This window comes from Gordonia sp. DT30 (assembly GCF_049844915.1).
Lineage (GTDB): Bacteria > Actinomycetota > Actinomycetes > Mycobacteriales > Mycobacteriaceae > Gordonia.
The window spans coordinates 14,045-31,080 of sequence record NZ_JBNCLY010000015.1 but is presented as its reverse complement, the minus strand read 5'-3'; the positions used below and the strand labels follow the sequence as shown (position 1 = coordinate 31,080).

Annotated in this window: 14 protein-coding genes and 1 other RNA gene; 6 read left to right on the top strand and 9 right to left on the bottom strand. The window is 68.1% G+C overall.

The features are described 5' to 3' along the window. Nucleotides 1-3: 3 nt before the first annotated feature. Complete coding sequence (locus tag ACLQ3C_RS14625) at nucleotides 4-1,539, bottom strand: MFS transporter (protein WP_425705802.1); 1,536 nt, start codon at nucleotides 1,537-1,539, stop codon at nucleotides 4-6. 100 nt (nucleotides 1,540-1,639) lie between these two features. On the opposite strand from ACLQ3C_RS14625, the gene ACLQ3C_RS14620 reads away from it, so the two are divergent. Beyond that, nucleotides 1,640-2,377 (top strand): TetR/AcrR family transcriptional regulator, encoded by a 738-nt coding sequence (locus tag ACLQ3C_RS14620; protein WP_425705801.1) that lies wholly within the window; start codon nucleotides 1,640-1,642, stop codon nucleotides 2,375-2,377. Between the two features lie 107 nt (nucleotides 2,378-2,484). Here the strand turns inward: ACLQ3C_RS14620 and ACLQ3C_RS14615 are convergent, their stop codons facing one another. The 3 genes from ACLQ3C_RS14615 to glnA all read right to left on the bottom strand — a co-directional run bounded on the left by ACLQ3C_RS14615 (nucleotide 2,485) and on the right by glnA (nucleotide 7,886). Beyond that, nucleotides 2,485-3,453, bottom strand: coding sequence for an endonuclease/exonuclease/phosphatase family protein (locus ACLQ3C_RS14615; RefSeq protein WP_425705800.1), 969 nt, complete (start codon nucleotides 3,451-3,453; stop codon nucleotides 2,485-2,487). A gap of 16 nt (nucleotides 3,454-3,469) precedes the next feature. After that, a complete protein-coding gene (locus ACLQ3C_RS14610) occupies nucleotides 3,470-6,478 on the bottom strand; it encodes a bifunctional [glutamine synthetase] adenylyltransferase/[glutamine synthetase]-adenylyl-L-tyrosine phosphorylase (protein WP_425705799.1) in 3,009 nt (1,002 codons plus the stop codon). 67 nt (nucleotides 6,479-6,545) lie between these two features. Next, entirely contained in the window at nucleotides 6,546-7,886 is a 1,341-nt protein-coding gene (gene glnA, locus ACLQ3C_RS14605; protein WP_425705798.1) for a type I glutamate--ammonia ligase, read from the bottom strand. A gap of 248 nt (nucleotides 7,887-8,134) precedes the next feature. Here glnA and panB point away from each other — a divergent pair, with 248 nt between their 5' ends. From panB to ACLQ3C_RS14590, 3 genes are read left to right on the top strand one after another with little or no spacing between them, the layout of a single operon-like run. Beyond that, complete coding sequence (panB, locus tag ACLQ3C_RS14600) at nucleotides 8,135-8,995, top strand: 3-methyl-2-oxobutanoate hydroxymethyltransferase (protein ID WP_425705797.1); 861 nt, start codon at nucleotides 8,135-8,137, stop codon at nucleotides 8,993-8,995. A 51-nt stretch (nucleotides 8,996-9,046) separates the two neighbouring features. Then, complete coding sequence (pip, locus tag ACLQ3C_RS14595) at nucleotides 9,047-10,015, top strand: prolyl aminopeptidase (protein WP_425705796.1); 969 nt, start codon at nucleotides 9,047-9,049, stop codon at nucleotides 10,013-10,015. A 51-nt stretch (nucleotides 10,016-10,066) separates the two neighbouring features. After that, nucleotides 10,067-11,557: a CHAD domain-containing protein gene (locus ACLQ3C_RS14590; RefSeq protein ID WP_425705795.1), complete on the top strand. Its 1,491-nt coding sequence runs from the start codon at nucleotides 10,067-10,069 to the stop codon at nucleotides 11,555-11,557. Between the two features lie 81 nt (nucleotides 11,558-11,638). Here ACLQ3C_RS14590 and rnpB read toward each other — a convergent pair. The 5 genes from rnpB to cobC all read right to left on the bottom strand — a co-directional run bounded on the left by rnpB (nucleotide 11,639) and on the right by cobC (nucleotide 15,797). After that, an RNA gene (gene rnpB, locus ACLQ3C_RS14585) (RNase P RNA component class A) lies at nucleotides 11,639-12,043 on the bottom strand. A gap of 55 nt (nucleotides 12,044-12,098) precedes the next feature. Then, nucleotides 12,099-12,746 (bottom strand): histidine phosphatase family protein, encoded by a 648-nt coding sequence (locus ACLQ3C_RS14580; protein ID WP_425705874.1) that lies wholly within the window; start codon nucleotides 12,744-12,746, stop codon nucleotides 12,099-12,101. A 50-nt stretch (nucleotides 12,747-12,796) separates the two neighbouring features. Next, on the bottom strand, nucleotides 12,797-13,534 hold the full coding sequence (locus ACLQ3C_RS14575) for a zinc ribbon domain-containing protein (protein ID WP_425705794.1): 738 nt from the start codon (nucleotides 13,532-13,534) through the stop codon (nucleotides 12,797-12,799). Between the two features lie 60 nt (nucleotides 13,535-13,594). After that, nucleotides 13,595-14,719, bottom strand: a complete 1,125-nt coding sequence (locus ACLQ3C_RS14570; protein ID WP_425705793.1) for a Nif3-like dinuclear metal center hexameric protein — start codon at nucleotides 14,717-14,719, stop codon at nucleotides 13,595-13,597. Continuing rightward, complete coding sequence (gene cobC / locus ACLQ3C_RS14565) at nucleotides 14,712-15,797, bottom strand: Rv2231c family pyridoxal phosphate-dependent protein CobC (protein ID WP_425705792.1); 1,086 nt, start codon at nucleotides 15,795-15,797, stop codon at nucleotides 14,712-14,714. Before cobC ends, ACLQ3C_RS14570 begins: the two co-directional genes overlap by 8 nt. Before the next feature lie 33 nt (nucleotides 15,798-15,830). On the opposite strand from cobC, the gene ACLQ3C_RS14560 reads away from it, so the two are divergent. Both ACLQ3C_RS14560 and ACLQ3C_RS14555 read left to right on the top strand, forming a co-directional pair. Then, on the top strand, nucleotides 15,831-16,514 hold the full coding sequence (locus ACLQ3C_RS14560; RefSeq protein WP_425705791.1) for an HAD hydrolase-like protein: 684 nt from the start codon (nucleotides 15,831-15,833) through the stop codon (nucleotides 16,512-16,514). Next, on the top strand, nucleotides 16,507-16,989 hold the full coding sequence (locus ACLQ3C_RS14555; protein WP_425705790.1) for a low molecular weight protein-tyrosine-phosphatase: 483 nt from the start codon (nucleotides 16,507-16,509) through the stop codon (nucleotides 16,987-16,989). The genes ACLQ3C_RS14560 and ACLQ3C_RS14555 overlap by 8 nt, the downstream gene beginning before the upstream one ends. Nucleotides 16,990-17,036: the final 47 nt, after the last annotated feature.

Genomic DNA, 17,036 nt, shown 5'->3' with positions numbered 1-17,036 from the left:
CCTTCACGCGTGCACACGGGGCGCGTCGCCGTGCCGGCGGGCCGGATCGGCCCGCACGGGCGACCGCGCCGACCACGCAACGAGCAGCGCGGTGACCACCAGCACCCCCGCTCCGGTCCAGGCCGCCGCCGACATCCCATCGACGAATGCATGACGTGCGGCGTCGAGTATCCGCGCCGCCGCGTCGGGTGTCTCGGTGTGACTCACCGCGACCGCGCCGGCGAGGTTACGACCGGCCTCGGCCGGACCCGGCCCGGCCGGAAAGGCGATGCGGTACACCGCGTTGAGCACGCTGCCGAGTACCGCGATGCCCAGCGCGCCGCCGAGTTCGCCGGAGGTCTCCAACAGCCCGGAGGTGGCCCCAGCGCGATCCGCCGGGGCGATGCCCATGACGTGATCGGCGACCACCGAGGTGGTGGCCACGATCCCACCGGCCAGCAGCGTCGACGCGACGAGGACGATCCACAGCGAGTCCGGGCCGGTCAGTGAGCCGAGCAGCAGATAGCCGACGGCGCCGACGAGTAGTCCGGTCACCATCACCACCGGCCGGCCGAAACGCCCCGCCCCGACCGCGGCGAGCGGTGCGGCCACGCCGACGAACACCGACGGCACCACACTCCACAGGGCGGCCCGCAACGGGCTGTAACCGAGCACCGACTGCAGGTACTGCGTGACCATGATCGAGTTGCCCAGCAGCGCGAACATACAGATGAGATTGGTCCAGATGGAGACCGAGAACCGCCGGTCGGCCAGCAGGCCGAGATGGAGTACCGGATCGGCCAGCCGCCGCTGCCGCCGCACGAAGACGACTCCGAAGACCACCCCGATCATCCCGATCAGCAGTCGGCCCACCGCCCAGCCATCGGCGGCGAACTCCTTGATGGCGTAGATCAACGGCAGTATCGCACCGAGCACCAGCGCCGCACTGAGCGCGTCGACGCGCCGGTGCGCAACGGCGGTGTCCCCCGGCAGCAGAATCGGCGCCACCACCAGCAATGCGATCATCACCGGCACGTTGATCAGGAACACCGAGCCCCACCAGAAGTGCTCGAGCAGCAGCCCGGAGATGATCGGACCGAGGGCCACCCCACCGGCGAGCACGGCGTTCCACGCTGCGATCGCCTTCGCCCGATCGGCGTCGTCGTCGAAGATGTGGCGGATCAGCGCGAGTGTCGACGGCATCAGCGTCGCCCCCGCGACCGCCAGTATCGCGCGCGCTCCGATCAGCATCTCCGGGGTCGTCGAGAACGCCGCCAGAAGTGAGGCAGCACTGAAGCCCGACGCGCCCCACATCAGCAGTCGCCGGTGCCCGATGCGGTCGGCCACCGATCCCATCGTCAGCAACAGCCCGGCCAGCACGAAGCCGTAGACGTCGAATATCCAGAGTTGTTGGGCAGGTGAGGGTTCGAGGTCCGAAGCGATGAACGGCACCGCGAAGAACAGTACCGACACATCCATCGAGACGATCAGCATCGGCAGGCACAGCGCCGTCAACGCCACCCAAGGCGAGCCGTGAGGTACCGAACGGGAGAGAGACATCTCATCACCACCTATCTGTATGCTCCATATACTGTTTATGGATAATGCAGATGTTAGAGCCCATCTGTTTACAGCGCAAGCAGTTAGTAGGATGTCTGCCATGGAACCCGTACCGATCCCGAAGTCGACGGCGCTGCTCTGGGGGCGCGTCCCCGACGCCCCACGTCGCGGGCCGAAACCGACCCTCACCATTCATGACATCGCCCGCGCAGCCGTCGACATCGCCGATCAGCGCGGCTGGGAAGCGGTGTCGATGAAGGCCATTGCCCAGAGCGTGGGACTGACCGCGATGTCGCTCTACCGCTACGTCGACAGCAAGGACGACATCATCGACATCCTCGTCGACGAGGCCTACGGCGCCGCCGATCCGCAACTGGGTACCACCGGCACCTGGCGGGAGCAGATCACCGAGTGGGCCCGGACCGCCGCGGGCACGCTGCGCCGGCGGCCATGGCTGACCGAGATCCCGATGTCCCGGCCACCGACGGGCCCGAATGTGATGTCCTGGACCGAAGCGGGGGTGCGGGCCTTCGACACCACCGGTCTGAGCGGACCGCAGAAGATGAACGCTCTCTTGCTGGTCGACGGATTCGTTCGACAGCACATCCGGCAGTCGGCGCAGATGGGACTCCTACAGGGCGGCACGACAACCGACGCATCGCCCGGCCCGGGCTACGAGGCAACGGTGGCGAGCCTGATCGACCCGGACCGCTTTCCCGCGCTCACCTCCGCGATGAGGTCCATGGTCGACGACGACGGCGACTTCGACCGCGAGCAGTTCGACTTCGGGCTCACGATCATCCTCGACGGACTCGCCGGCATGATCGAGAGCGACTGAGCCCAACGGCCTTTCGCATATCGGAGGTACACGATCGAGCCGGCCGGAGCGGCGGCGGAACGTGCCGTCAGGCCGTCAGGCCGTCAGGCCGTCAGGCCGTCAGACCGTCAGACCGTCACCAGCGATACCACCACGCCTCGATGATCAGAGCCCGACACCGTGAACGTGCGGACCGAGGTGGCCACGAATCCGCGGACGATGACCCGGTCGATCGCCACCAGCGGCCGGCCGCCGATCCGGTCGGTAGGGAAGGTGGGCTGCCACCACGCGCCGGCCTGTGAGGTGGCGTCGGCAAAGCCCGCCGTGAGCAGTTGGCGATACTGCGCGTGGTCCCAGGTGGCGTTGAAGTCGCCGGCGACGATCGCCGGGCCGTCGCCGAGCCCCTGGAGCTGCTCTTTCAGCAGGTGCATGTCGTGGACCCAGTCACCGGCGTGCCCCGACATCGGAGCCGGCAGGTGGATCGCGAGCACCTGGGTGCGCGGACCACCGGGCACCGATGTCCGGGCACCCGGGTTGTTCATCACCATGTTCGGCATCCGGCGCTCCTCGTCGAGAGCGCTGCGGCCGAGTAACACGCCACCGGTGGCGGCCGGTCCCGGCAGTGCGTACACGAACGGAAAGCGGTGTCCCAGGGCGCTGTGGCGGACCCGCTCGAGAGCCAGCGGGGTGACCTCCTGCAGCGCGACGAGTTGTGCACCGGCGGCGGCCGCGGCGACGTCGGCGACGTCGGCGACGTCGGCGACGTCGGCGACGTCACCGGACCCGACTCGCAGATTCGCGGTCACCACCGTGAACCGATCACCGGCCTGCGGGGTCTGCGACACCCACAGTGGCCCTTGGGTGAAGCACACGCCCGCGATCACCAGCACCGATACGAAGAATGCGACCCAACGGCGCAGCACCACGAACAGCAGAGCCGCGAGCACACCGGGCAGAATCGCGAACGGTACCCCTGCCGTCGCATAGATCGCCACCGAGCCCCGCGACGCGGTGTAATGCAACCAGATGGCCAGGCCCGTCACCACGATCAACAGCCATGCCAGCGCGAGCGCGAGGAATCTCAGGACGCTGCGCACGTCATTCCCCCACGCATCATTCCCCGAACACCTTGCGCACCACGTTCTTCGCCCGTCGGGTGACGCGCAGGTAGTTCTCGAGGAATTCCGCTGCCTGGTCCTCCGGCCACCCCGCGGCAAAGGCTATCTGCCGCAATTGCTTTCCGGGAGCGGGCAATTGATCGACCGGCTTACCACGAACAAGTACCAGCGCGTTGCGCGCCTTGGTCGCCGTCAGCCACGCCTCCTTGAGGATGGCGACCTCGGTCTCGGGCAGCAGCTCCGCCGATCCGATCGCGTCGAGGACTTCCAGGGTCGAGGTGTTGTGCAGTGAGGTGTACTCGTGCGCGTAGCGCAGCTGCATCAGCTGAACGGTCCATTCGACGTCGGCGAGGCCGCCTCGCCCGAGTTTGGTATGCGTTGCCGGGTCTGCGCCGCGCGGCAGCCGTTCGGAGTCGACCCGCGCCTTGATGCGGCGGATCTCACGGACCGCCGCCGACGACACCCCCCCGGCCGGATACCGGGAGCGATCGGCCATGTGCAGGAACTCGACGCCCAGCTCCTCGTCACCGGCGACCTGGTGGGCACGCAACAGTGCCTGGACCTCCCAGGGCTGCGCCCACTGCTCGTAGTAGGCCGCATATGCCGCCAGGGTGCGCACGACGGGACCGTTGCGGCCCTCCGGACGCAACCCGGTGTCGACGACCAGCGGTGGGTCCTCACTGGGTGATCCGAGCATCGACCGCACCTTCTCGGCAATCGTCTGCGACCATCGGACCGCGGCGGCCTCGTCGGCACCCGGAAGCGGCTCGCAGACGAACAGCACGTCGGCGTCCGACCCGTAACCCAACTCCAGACCGCCCAGTCGGCCCATGCCGATCACCGCGATCCGCGCCGGGGCCGGCGCGCCACGCTCGGACTCGGAGGCATTGACCGCCACCGTCAACGCGGCATTGAGCACCGCTGCCCACACGTTCGACAACGCACAACACACCTGCGGCACATCCAGCATCCCGAGGATGTCGGCGGACGCGATCCGGGCGAGCTCGGCGCGGCGATGCGACCGGGCGATCGCCACCGCGCGGCGCAGATCGGTCTGCCGGACGGTGGAAGCGATCAGTCCCTTTGCGACGTCCTCCGGTCTGGCCTCGCACAGCTTCGGCCCGCTGGCGCCATCGGAGTACAGATGAATGACCTCCGGCGACCGCATGAGCAGATTCGCGATGAACTCGGAGGTCCCCAGCACCCGCATCAGTCGTTCGGCGACGACCCCGTCGTCGCGCAGCAGCCGCAGGAACCACTCGTTGTCCATCTCCTCGCACAGGCGTCGATAGTTGAGCAGGCCCGCATCGGGATCCGGTGTGTCACCGATGTATTCGAGTAGCTGCGGGAGGATCAGTAGCTGCACCTGACCACGCCGGCCCGGGGCCGACGCCAGTGCCCGGATATGGCTGAGGGCGCGCTCTGGCTGTGCGTAGCCGAGAGCGGCGAGCCGTCGCTCCGCCGAGGTGTCGGTGAGTGTGAGCTCCTCGGTGTTGAAGCGGGTCGCCGCCTCCAACAGGGGTCGGTAGAAGAGCTTCTGATGCAGTTTGCGCACCCGCAAGGCCTGATGTTTGATCTGGCGCCGCAGCACCGCCGTCGCGTCGAGATCGCCCTCGCGCCGGATATGGGCGGCGCGGGCCAGCCAGCGCATACCCTCGTCGTCGTCGAATTCGGGCAACAGATGCGTCCGCGAGAGTCGCTGCAACTGGAGCCGGTGCTCGAGCAGCCGCAGGAATTGATACGACGCGATCAGATTGGCCCCGTCATCGCGGCCGACGTAGCCGCCTGCGATCAGTGCGCTCAGTGCGTCGACGGTGGCGCATACGCGCAACGTCTCGTCGACGCGACCGTGCACCATCTGCAGCAGTTGGACCGCGAACTCGACGTCACGAAGGCTGCCGCTACCGAGTTTCAGATTGCGTTCCCGTTGGTCCTCGGGCACCAGTTCTTCCACCCGCCGCCGCATCGCCTGCACCTCGTGCACGAAGTCCTCGCGCTCGGCAGCCCGCCAGACCATCGGGTTGATGGCGTCGTGGTAGGCCCGCGCGAGTTCCATGTCACCGGTCATCGGGCGCGCCTTGAGCTGGGCCTGGAATTCCCACGTCTTGGCCCACCGGTTGAAGTAGGCGACATGCGACTCGAGCGTGCGGGTCAGCGCACCTGCCTTGCCCTCCGGCCGCAGTGCCGCGTCGACCTCGAAGAAGGCGAGCGTTCCGATGCGCATCATCTCGCCCGCGATCCGCGCGGCGACGCCGTCGGCCGGTTCGCTGACGAACACCACGTCCACATCGCTGACGTAATTGAGTTCGCGCGCACCACATTTGCCCATTGCGATCACACCGACGCGCACCGGCACCGGCTTGTCGCCACAGACCTCACGGAAGGCGACCGCGAGTGCGGCGGTCAGCGCCGCGTCGGCGAGGTCGGCGAGGTAGGCGCCCACCTCGGGCAGCCACATGACCCGCTCGTCCTCGACGGTGGGCGCGACGTCGTGGGCGGCGAGTTGCATGAGCAGATTGCGATAAGCCTGCCGCAACGCGACCACCGCACCCGGTCCCTGCAGACCGGCGCGGAAGATCTTGTTGCCCTTCTCCTGTTCGCCCGGCTCGGCGACGGCGTCGACAGACGCGAGCATCGTCGCGTAGAGCTCGTCGGTGTCTGGCAGGGTGTCGGGCTCGAGCAACCGCCACGTGGTGGGCTCGGCGGCGAGGTGATCGGCAAGCGCGTCGGACGAACCGAGCACACCGAAGAGCCGGCCACGAAACCCTTTGTCGGTGCGCAGAAGTGCGTCGACGGCCGACCATTGGTCACCGACGACGCCACGCAGACGCGTCATCGCCCGCAGTGCCAGGTCGGCGTTGGGAGCCCGCGACAGCGCCCAGAGCAGGTCGACCGAATCCTCGGTGTTCCACCCCAGTTCCGCCAGCTCCGCCGACGCCGACGCGTCGAGTAGCCCCAGACGTCCGGAACTGGGGATGCCACCTCGGCCGTAAAGCGATGTCACCCCACGAAAGTAGCGTCACACCCCGACATGTGCCGCGCCGGGCGCCGATCGGGAACCCGGCCGGCGGTCAGAGAGACAGATAGTTGGTGAGCTCGAAGGGCGTCACCAGGCTGCGGTAGTTGGTCCATTCGGTCCACTTGTTCCGCAGGAAGTAATCGAAGACGTGTTCGCCGAGGGCCTCGGCGACCAACTCGGAGCCCTCCATGGCACGCAGCGCCTCGGCCAGGCTGCCGGGCAACTCGGCGTAACCCATGGCCCGCCGTTCGGCCGACGTGAGCGACCAGACGTCGTCCTCGGCCTCGTCGGGCAGCTCGTAGTCATCGGTGATGCCCTTGAGTCCGGCGGCCAGCAGGACCGCGAACGTCAAGTACGGGTTGCACGCGGAATCGGGACTGCGGACCTCGACGCGTCGTGACGACGCCTTGTTGGGGGTGTAGAGCGGTAGCCGGATCAGCGCCGAGCGATTGGCGCCACCCCAGGTGGCCGCGGTCGGCGCCTCCCCACCGTGGATGAGCCGCTTGTAGCTGTTGACCCACTGGTTGGTGACGGCGCTGATCTCGTTGGCGTGATGCAGGATCCCGGCGATGAACTTCTTGCCGGTGTCCGAGAGCTGCATCGGGTCGTCGGGATTGTGGAAGGCGTTGGCCTCACCTTCGAACAGGCTCATGTGCGTGTGCATCGCCGACCCGGGGTGCTCGCTGAACGGCTTGGGCATGAACGTCGCCCAGGTGCCCTCGCCGATGGCAACCTCCTTGACGACATACCGGAAGGTCATCACGTTGTCGGCCATCGACAGCGCGTCGGCGTACCGGAGGTCGATCTCCTGCTGCCCCGGCGCACCTTCGTGATGGGAGAATTCCACCGAGATGCCCATCGATTCCAGCGCCTCGATCGCGTGCCGGCGGAAATTCGGTGCCGCGTCGTGGACGGCCTGATCGAAGTACCCGCCGGAATCGGCCGGTACCGGCACGCTGCCGTCCAGCTTTGCCTCCTTGAGGAGGAAGAACTCGATCTCGGGGTGGACGTAGCAGCTGAACCCGAGGTCGGCTGCCTTGTTCAACTGACGTCGCAATACGTGCCGCGAATCCGCCCAGCTCGGAGTGCCGTCGGGCATCGCGATGTCGCAGAACATCCGGGCGGAGTGATGGCGGCCCTGCGAGGTGGTCCAGGGCAGGATCTGGAAGGTGGACGGATCGGGCTTGGCCACGGTGTCGGCCTCCGAGACGCGGGAGAAGCCCTCGATCGCCGACCCGTCGAAACCGATACCCTCGGAGAACGCGCCCTCGAGTTCGGCCGGGGCGATCGCCACGGACTTCAGATATCCGAGGACATCGGTGAACCACAGGCGGACGAACCGGATGTCCCGCTCTTCGAGAGTCCGCAAGACGAATTCTTTTTGGCGATCCATGAACGCCGACATTAGGGATGCCCTGTTAAATCTGTGTTACATACACAAGTCGAACTTTGCACCCAGCGACTTTGCGCGCGTGATCTCAGATCGTGGCCACGACCTACCAGATACTGGGATGAGTTTTGCATTGTGACCAATGGCACAGCGTCCGCCGATGTCTCTCGCACCGGCGTCGGTGCGAGAATGGATTGTCCCAACCGCCCGGGTACCTGCCAGCCAGGACTCGAGGAAGAAAAGAGACAATGATGTCTGACACCCCTGTCTACGGTTCGCGCCCCGCCGCCGACGATTCCGATTCTGCCGCACCTCGCCGCGGCGTCACCCGCGTCCATCACCTCGCCCAGATGAAGGCCGAAGGCGAGAAGTGGTCGATGCTCACCGTGTACGACTACTCGACCGCCCGCATATTCGACGAAGCCGGCATCCCCGTGCTGCTCGTCGGCGATTCCGCCGCCAACGTGATGCTCGGCTACGACACCACCGTCCCGGTGACCGTCGACGAACTGATCCCGTTCGCCCGCGCCGTCGTGCGCGGTGCGCCGCATGCGCTCGTCGTCGCCGATCTGCCCTTCGGCAGCTACGAGGCCGGGCCGCAGCAGGCACTCGAGACCGCAGTGCGGTTCTTCAAGGAGACCGGCGCCCACGCGATCAAGCTCGAGGGCGGTGAACGCGTCGCCGATCAGATCGCCACCCTGACCGCCGCCGGCATCCCGGTGATCGCCCACATCGGTTTCACCCCGCAGAGCGTCAACGGACTCGGCGGATTCCGCATCCAGGGCCGCGGCGATGCCGCCGATCAACTCGTCGCCGACGCCATCGCGGTCCAGGAGGCCGGTGCGGTCGCGGTCGTCATGGAGATGGTCCCGGCAGAACTGGCCGGCCAGATCACCCGCAAGCTCACCATCCCCACCGTCGGCATCGGCGCGGGCAACGAGACCGACGCCCAGGTACTCGTGTGGCAGGACATGGCCGGCCTCACCCACGGCAAAACCGCGCGGTTCGTGAAACGCTTCGCCGATATCGGCAGCGAATTGCGCAGCGCGGCAGAGGAATACGCCGACGAAGTGCGTCGGGGCACGTTCCCCGGGCCCGAGCACAGCTACTGATCGGACGCCACGCCTCCACCGATCGGCGGTCGCCACGAATAGTGTTGTGCCATGCGCGACTTCTATCCCGAAATCGATCCGTACGCGTCCGGGCATCTGCCGACCACCGACGGTCAGCAGATCTACTGGGAGACCTCCGGTGATCCCGACGGCAAGCCGGTGGTGTTCGTCCACGGCGGCCCCGGCGGCGGCACCGCACCCGACCAGCGGCGCTTCTTCGACCCACAGCGCTACCGGATCGTGTTGTTCGATCAACGCGGATGCGGCAAGTCTTTGCCGCATATCGCCGACGGCGCCGACCTCACGGTCAACACCACCCCGGCACTCATCGCCGACATGGAGGCACTGCGCGAGCACCTGGGCGTCGATCGGTGGCAGGTGTTCGGCGGTTCCTGGGGCTCGACGCTGGGCCTTGCGTATGCTCAGGCCCATCCCGAGCGTGTCACCGAACTCGTGTTGCGCGGAATCTTTCTCCTGCGCCGCAGCGAGATCGATTGGTACTACAACGGTGGCGCCGCGCACCTCTACCCGGACTGCTGGGAGTCCTATCTGGCGCCCATCCCGGAGGCCGAGCGCAGCGGCGATCTCGTCGCCGCCTATCACCGACTGTTGACCGCCGATGATCCGGCGGTCGCGGCGCGGGCCGCGCGCGCATGGGCCGGGTGGGAGCAGGCCACGAGCTACCTCATCCCCAAGCCCGCGGAGGCCGCCGCGGCCAAGGAGGACGCCGGATCGCGGTTCGATCTCGCTTTCGCCTCGATCGAGAACCACTACTTCGTCCACCACGGCTTCCTCGACGACGGGCAACTGCTGCGCGACATCGGCCGGATCGCCGACATCCCCGGCGTCATCGTGCAAGGCCGCTACGACGTGGTGTGTCCCATGCGCAGCGCGTGGGATCTGCACCGGGCGTGGCCGACGGCGTCCCTGCACATCGTCGACGATGCCGGACATGCCTCCTTCGAGCCGGGTATCCGGCATCACCTGATCGAGGCGACCGACGGCTTCGCCGACCGTTGACCCATCGGCGTGCATACACTTCACGCGTACCGACATCCGACAGGAGGACCCGTGGCAACCGAGCAGGTCGAGGTGGAGCTCAAGTTCGACGTCGAAGCCGGTACCGCGGCGCCCGATCTGCGGGTACTGCCCGGAGTGGTCGGTGCGCGCGAACCGGAGACATTCACCCTCGACGCCACGTACTTCGACACCGACAGTCTCGATCTGGCGGGCAATCGGATCACTCTGCGCCGCCGCACCGGCGGGCACGACGCCGGTTGGCATCTCAAGCGTCCCAGCGACATTCCAGGTGCTCGGCGCGAGCTGCAGGTCGGCTTCGACGAGGCGCCGGCCGACGGCGACCTACCCGAGTCGCTGCTCATCCCGGTGCTGGCCATCACCCGGCACCGCAGCCTCATCCCGGTCGCGGTGATCTCCACCTCACGCACCATCACCACGTTGTCCGGCGTCGATGACGAACCGCTTGCCGAATTCGCCGAGGACCTCGTCACCGCGCGCTCACTACTCCCCGGTGGCGGGACACAGCAGTGGGCCGAGTGGGAGTTCGAACTCCTCTCCGGCGGCACCGGGCGACTACTGAAGGCGGCCCACAAGCTGCTGCGCGGCGCCGGTGGCAGCGAACCGTCGAGCGCGTCGAAACTGGCCCGGGCCATCGGGTCGACACCGACGATGACCGAACCGCGACTACCCAAGCGCCCCACCGCATTGGAGCTGGTGGTCACCGACCTCGCGATCCATCGCAACGATCTGGTCGCCTACGACCCCGAGGTGCGCATCGACGCCGACGATGCCGTGCACCAGATGCGGGTGGCCACCCGCAGATTTCGCAGCGTGCTGTCCGGATTTCCGACGGTTCTCGATTCCCACCACACCGCCCGAATCAACGACGAACTGCGCCTGCTCGCCCGAATCCTCGGCGACGCACGCGATTCCGAGGTTCAGTTGGCCATCGACACCGACTTGCTACGCGATGAGCACCCGTCGGAGGCGCTGGTGGCGGCGCTTGCCGGAACCGAGTCGGACACACATGATCGGGCACTGCGCGCCGCGCACACCGCGTTGAATTCCGAACGGTATTTCCGGTTACTCGACGACATCGACACGCTGATCGCCGACCCGCCGCCGGGACCCGACGCCGACGTCTCGGCGGTAGCTGCCGTGGACACTGCGATCAGCAAGAACCGCAAGAAGATCCGGCAGGCCCAAACCGAACTCGCCTCGTACCCCGAGGGTTCGCACGAGTGGGCCGAACAACTGCACGCCATCCGAAAGCGCGCCAAGAAGCTGCGCTACGCCACCGACGCGGGTGAACCCCTCGGGATCAAGCGGTATGGCAAGGTCGCCGGCGTCGCCAAGCAAATCCAGTCCGCGCTCGGCGATTACAACGACACCCGCATCAACCGGTCCCGGCTGGCCGAGCTCGCTGCCGGCACCGACCTGTCCGGGCGCGACATGTTCCTTCTCGGACGACTCGACGCACTGCAGGAGGCAGCAGGCAACCGCGCGGTCGCGGCCTACCGCAACGCGGCAAAAGGTCTGTGATCCAACAAGTTGGCAGCCCTCGCCGCTCCAGTGCGCGACCGCCCCATCGCGGGCGGCCGGCCCGCCGGATTCGGGTGAGGGCGAACGAGTCGGCGTGTAAGCCGGATCCTGTTCCGACCAGAGGTCGGCGGCGACCATCCATCTGGGCACACCGTCACCGGGTACCTCGAGCAGCCCACCCGCGGACTGGGGCGAGCAGCCCTCATGACGTCCGCGCACACGCACCCGAGGGGTTCGTGCTTCGGCCTTGCTCCGGGTGGGGTTTACCTAGCCGACGCGGTCACCCGCATCGCTGGTGCGCTCTTACCGCACCGTTTCACCCTTACCGGTCTGACGACCGGCGGTCTGTTTTCTGTGGCACTGTCCCGCGGGTCACCCCGGGTTGCCGTTGACAACCACCCTGCTCTGTGGAGTCCGGACTTTCCTCGGCGTGTGGCGTATCCAGTGACTGGCCGTTCCACGCGCCGCGGCCGCCCGGCCGACTCGTTCGCCGGTCCAGGATAGCCCGCGCCGTAGCGCACCCCGCTGCGCGGTCGGCGGTTCAGCGTAGGTGGGCGGTGTCGTTGACCGAGCGGACCACCGCACCACCGTCGGGAAAGAACTCCGCCACCGATACCGACGCCAGGTCCAGGTGCAACCGAAACAGCAGTTGTGGCCCCACATCGAGTGCATGTTGCAGCAGCGACTTGATCGGGGTGACATGGCTGACGACGACCACGGTCTGGCCCGGATACCGTGCCAGCAGACGGTCATTGGCCGCGATCACCCGCGCCGCGGTCTCGGTGAAGCTCTCCCCGCCGGGTGCGGGCACCGAGTGGTCGGCGAGCCAGCGGGCATGCAGCTGCGGGTCACGGGCCTTGGCCTCGGCAAAGGTCAGTCCCTCCCATGCGCCGAAGTCGTTCTCGATCAGGTCGTCGTCGACCAGGACCTCACCGCCATGGACCGCACCGCCGAGAAGTCCCTCGCCGAGACGGTCGGCGATCACCTGAGCCGTGTGCCGCGCACGCGCGAGCGGCGAACTGACGACCGCGGCAACCGGGCTCTCGAGCAAGACACGTTCGGCCGCGCCCTCCGCCTGTACCACCCCGAATTCGGTGAGCGGCGGATTCCCGCGCCCGGAGTACCGGCGCTCGACCGAGAGCGCTGTCTGGCCATGACGGACCAGCACCACGCGGGTAGGCGGGGCCATCTGTCCCTGCCACGAGGGCGCCGACGGCGTGGCGGTCGCCCCGGCGTCGCTCACTGCCCGGACTCGTGTGTACGGATGAGGATGGCGCCGCACTCCTCACACCGGACCACCTCATCGTCGTCGGCGGCGGCGATCGCCGCGAGCGTCCCGCGATCGATTTCCATTCGGCACGCGCCGCACCGCTGGGCACGTAGAAGTCCCGCGCCGATCTTGCCCTCGTCACGCTGCCGCTGGTAGATGGGCAGCAGCTGGTCGGGGACCTCGCCGATGATCTCCTCGCGCCGCCCGGTGAGCGCGTCCTGATCGGCGGTCAGCACCGCCACCGCTTCTTCCCGGAGCTCGCGCTGCGCCGACAGTTGGCCATCGAGGTGCGCGATGGTCGCCGAAGCGCGGTCCCGCTCGGCACCGAGCGCTTCCTGCCGTTCCATCAGCTCGAGCAGATCGTCCTCGAACGACTGACGGCGCCTGGCCAGGCCGGACACCTCATGCTGCAACTCGGACAACGCTTTCGGCGCCAGACCACCGGCGCTGAGCAGGGTCGAATCCTTCTGCTCGCGCTCGCGCATGCCGGTGATCTCGCCGTCCATGCGGCGGTATTCCCGATCGAGGTCCTCCGCGGCGATCTCCGCGCGCACGAGATCTGCCCGCGCGGACTCGATGCCTGCGGCGGTCTCGGCGATCGCGGCGTCCTCGGGCAGAGTGCGTACTCGGTGGTCGAGCCGCGCCAGCCGGGCGTCGACGTCGGCCAGCTCCAGCAGGAGTCGTTGCCGTCCGGCCTCGACCTTCATCGGGTGTCTCCTCGTGGAATGTGGGGGTATTCGGGTGAACGGTTCACGGTACGCGCAGCGTCATCCGGTCGCGTGGACGGTAAAGGGATCCGTCGGGTCGTCGTGGCAATCCACCGGCGAGCCGGTCGCGCCGGCGATGAGGTCGGCGGCCTGGCGGCACCACGGAAACTCCGTCGCCCAGTGCCCGGCATCGATCAGCACGGGTCCCCCGGCGCGCAACGCCTCGTCGACCGGATGATGACGCAGATCGCCCGTGAGGTAGGCGTCGACGCCGAGTCGGGCGACCGCGGCCAGCAGTGAGTCGCCCGCACCGCCACACACCGCGACCGTCTCGATCCGCCGATCCGCCGGTCCGGTGGCCCGCACGCCCCATGGGGTGCGCAGAACCACCGCGGCCCGCGCGGCGAACTCGCCGACCGTGACCGGTTCGGGTAGCACCCCGACGCGTCCGAGCCCCAGCGCCGAGGGCAGCGCGGCCTGTTCGAGGACGTCGAAGGCCGGCTCCTCGTAGGGATGCGCGCCGCGCAGGGCGGCCAGCACGCGGGTCCGTAGTCCCCGCTCGGCGACCATCTCCACCCTTGCCTCGTCGACGCGGGTCCGTTCACCGATCTGTCCGATCGCCGGACTCGCCCCGTCGATCGCCTCGAACTGCCCGGTGCCGACCACCGACCACGCACAGTCGCGGTAGTCGCCGATGGCACCCGCGCCTGCCGCGAACATCGCCTCACTCACCTGCTCGGCGTTGCCCTCGGGGACCATCACCACCCACTTGTCGACCGGCCGCTGCGGCTGCGGGTCGATGGGGGTGACGTCGCGCAGACCCAGCGTCTCGGCGAGCGCATCCGACACCCCGGGATCGGCCTTGTCGGCGTTGGTGTGGGCGGTGTAGAGCGCGATGCCGCCGCGGATGAGCCGATGCACGATGCGTCCTTTGGGGGTGTCGGCGGCCACCGACTCCACTCCCCGCAGCAGCAGCGGATGATGCGCGACGATCAATCCGTAGCCACCGGCACCCGCGGCTTCGACCACATCATCGGTGACGTCGACGCAGACGAGGATGCGGCGGGCCGGTTCCTGCGGGTCGCCGCACACCAGGCCGACGGCATCCCAGCTCTCGGCCAGCCGGGGCGGATACGCGTCGTCGAGGACCGCGATCACGTCGGCGACGCTCACGTTCTCAGACACGGCCGACTCCTGTCCTGCCAACGGTGATCTCCTCCTGCGCACGTCCGAGCGCCCCGATGAGCCGGTCGACGTGTGCGGCCGGACGCACCGCCAGCCGCAGATGATCGTCGGTCAGCCCGACGAAGTTCGCGCAGCTGCGCACCGCGATCCCATGCGCGCGCAGCCGTTCGCGGATCGCCAGCGCGCCCGGCGTCTCGACGAGCACAAAGGGTGCCGACGCCGGTGCGCACACCGCCGGCCCGATGTCGGCGAGCCGGGACACCAGATACTCACGTTCGGCGGCCACGATATGGGCCTGGTCACGGCAGAAGCGTTCGCCGGACGGGCCGCAGCACGCAGCCAGTGCTGCGAGCGCGGGCGCCGACAGTGGCCAGGCGCGTCGCCCGGCCTCGAGTCGTGCGATGACCTCCGGTGCCGCCAACAGGTAGCCGGCGCGCAGACCGGCGAGCCCGAAAGTCTTGGTGACACTGCGTAAGACGACGAGATCGGCGGCACGATTGCCGCTGCACGACTCGGGCTCGCGGCGACCGGTCACCGGGTCGAGGGTCAGGTCGGCGAAGGCCTCGTCGACGACGACGATCCGCCCGGGGCGGCGCAACGATTCGATGGTCTGCGCCGGATGCAGCATCGACGTCGGGTTCGTAGGGTTGCCGAGGACGACGAGGTCGGCGTCGTCGGGGACCCGCCCGGCGAGCTCGGACAGCGAGGCGTCGGGAGCACCGACGACCTGGGTGATCCGAATCCCCGCGGCGCGCAGCACCAGTTCGGGCTCGGTGAACGACGGCTGCAGCAGTGCCGCATGTGCGACACCCAGCTTCGGAAGCAACTCGAAGCCATCGGATGCGCCGGCGAGGAGCATCACCTCGGCCGCGGTGCGACCGTGCAGATCCGCGATCACCTCGCCGGCGTGCGCGGTGTCGGCCGATGTCGGGTATCGGGCGAGGTCGTCGAGTGTGGCCTCGATCGCCGCCCGCACGAATGGGGGCGCCGCACCACGCACGTTGACGGCGAAATCGAGCATGCCCGCGGTGCTGTCCCGGTCGCCGTGCCGGTCGAGCGCATGCAGCCCCGATGTCATACCGGATGAGCCTACGTGCACCATGGTTTGGTGATGGCCCGACCAGACCCCGCCGATCCCGACACCGTCCTCCTCGTCGACCTCGACGGGACGATCACCGACAGTTTCACGGGGATAGCCAACAGCTTCCGGCATGCCCTGGCCGCAGTCGGTGCGCCGCCGGCCCCCGACGACGTGATCGCCGGGATCGCCGGACCGCCCATGATCGACACGCTGCGCCAATTGGGCCTCGACGAGGCCACCGCCGCCGCGGCCATGCGCGCCTACCGGGCCCGCTACACCGACGTCGGATGGCTGGAGAACTCGGTGTTCGACGGCATGAACACGGTGCTCGCCGACCTCGATGCCACCGGCCGCACGCTGGCCGTGGCGACATCGAAGAACGAGTCCACCGCACGCGCGATCCTCCAACACTTCGGCCTCGCCGAGCATTTCCGCGTCATCGCCGGGGCCAGCGATGACGGCACCCGCCGACACAAACCCGACGTGATCGCCCATGCGCTGGCACAATTGGGCATATCGCTCGACCCGAGCACACACCGACCCCTTCGCCCGGCGGTGATGATCGGCGACCGGTCCCACGATGTCGAGGGAGCTGCGCGCTTCGCAATCCCGACGATCCTGGTGGGATGGGGTTACGCTCTGCCCGGGGAGCGCGACGCCGCCTCATGGGGTGTCGATTCGATTGCTGATCTGCGCGAGGTGCTCGGTGTCTGATCCACTACACATCTGTTTCGTCTGCACCGGCAACATCTGCCGGTCGCCGATGGCGCAAAACATCTTCGCCAAGGCGCTCTGCGAGGCGGGGCTGGCCGATCGTGTCGAGGTGAGCAGTTCCGGGACGAGCGGCTGGCACGTCGGTGAAGCCGCCGACAACCGCGCACGGACCGAGCTGCTCGCCCACGGCTACTCCGACGCGCACGTCGCCGACCAGCTCGGACCCGACCACATCGACGCGGACCTCTTCGTCGTCGCCGACGCCGGTCACGTCAAAGAACTCGAACGCAAGCGGCTCGGCGACCGCACCCGGCTGCTGCGCAGCTTCGACCCCGACGCGGGCGACGCGCTCGACCTCGCCGACCCGTACTACGGCACTCCCGAGGATTTCACGATCACCCGCCGCCAGATCGAGGCGGCGGTACCGGGCCTGCTCGACTGGGTGCGCCACCATCTCGACGAGCCCGACGCCTGACCAGCCCTCCGACGCACCAGCGATCGTCGTGTCTCGGTAACGTTGTT

Excerpts from the sequence above, each read along its gene's own strand:
- ACLQ3C_RS14580 (WP_425705874.1), bottom strand. The coding sequence starts at position 12,746 with ATGGCCCCGCCTACCCGCGTGGTGCTGGTCCGTCATGGCCAGACAGCG.
- pip (WP_425705796.1), top strand. The coding sequence starts at position 9,047 with ATGCGCGACTTCTATCCCGAAATCGATCCGTACGCGTCCGGGCATCTG.
- panB (WP_425705797.1), top strand. The coding sequence starts at position 8,135 with ATGTCTGACACCCCTGTCTACGGTTCGCGCCCCGCCGCCGACGATTCC.
- ACLQ3C_RS14625 (WP_425705802.1), bottom strand. The coding sequence starts at position 1,539 with ATGTCTCTCTCCCGTTCGGTACCTCACGGCTCGCCTTGGGTGGCGTTG.
- cobC (WP_425705792.1), bottom strand. The coding sequence starts at position 15,797 with ATGACATCGGGGCTGCATGCGCTCGACCGGCACGGCGACCGGGACAGC.
- glnA (WP_425705798.1), bottom strand. The coding sequence starts at position 7,886 with ATGGATCGCCAAAAAGAATTCGTCTTGCGGACTCTCGAAGAGCGGGAC.
- ACLQ3C_RS14620 (WP_425705801.1), top strand. The coding sequence starts at position 1,640 with ATGGAACCCGTACCGATCCCGAAGTCGACGGCGCTGCTCTGGGGGCGC.
- ACLQ3C_RS14575 (WP_425705794.1), bottom strand. The coding sequence starts at position 13,534 with ATGAAGGTCGAGGCCGGACGGCAACGACTCCTGCTGGAGCTGGCCGAC.
- ACLQ3C_RS14560 (WP_425705791.1), top strand. The coding sequence starts at position 15,831 with ATGGCCCGACCAGACCCCGCCGATCCCGACACCGTCCTCCTCGTCGAC.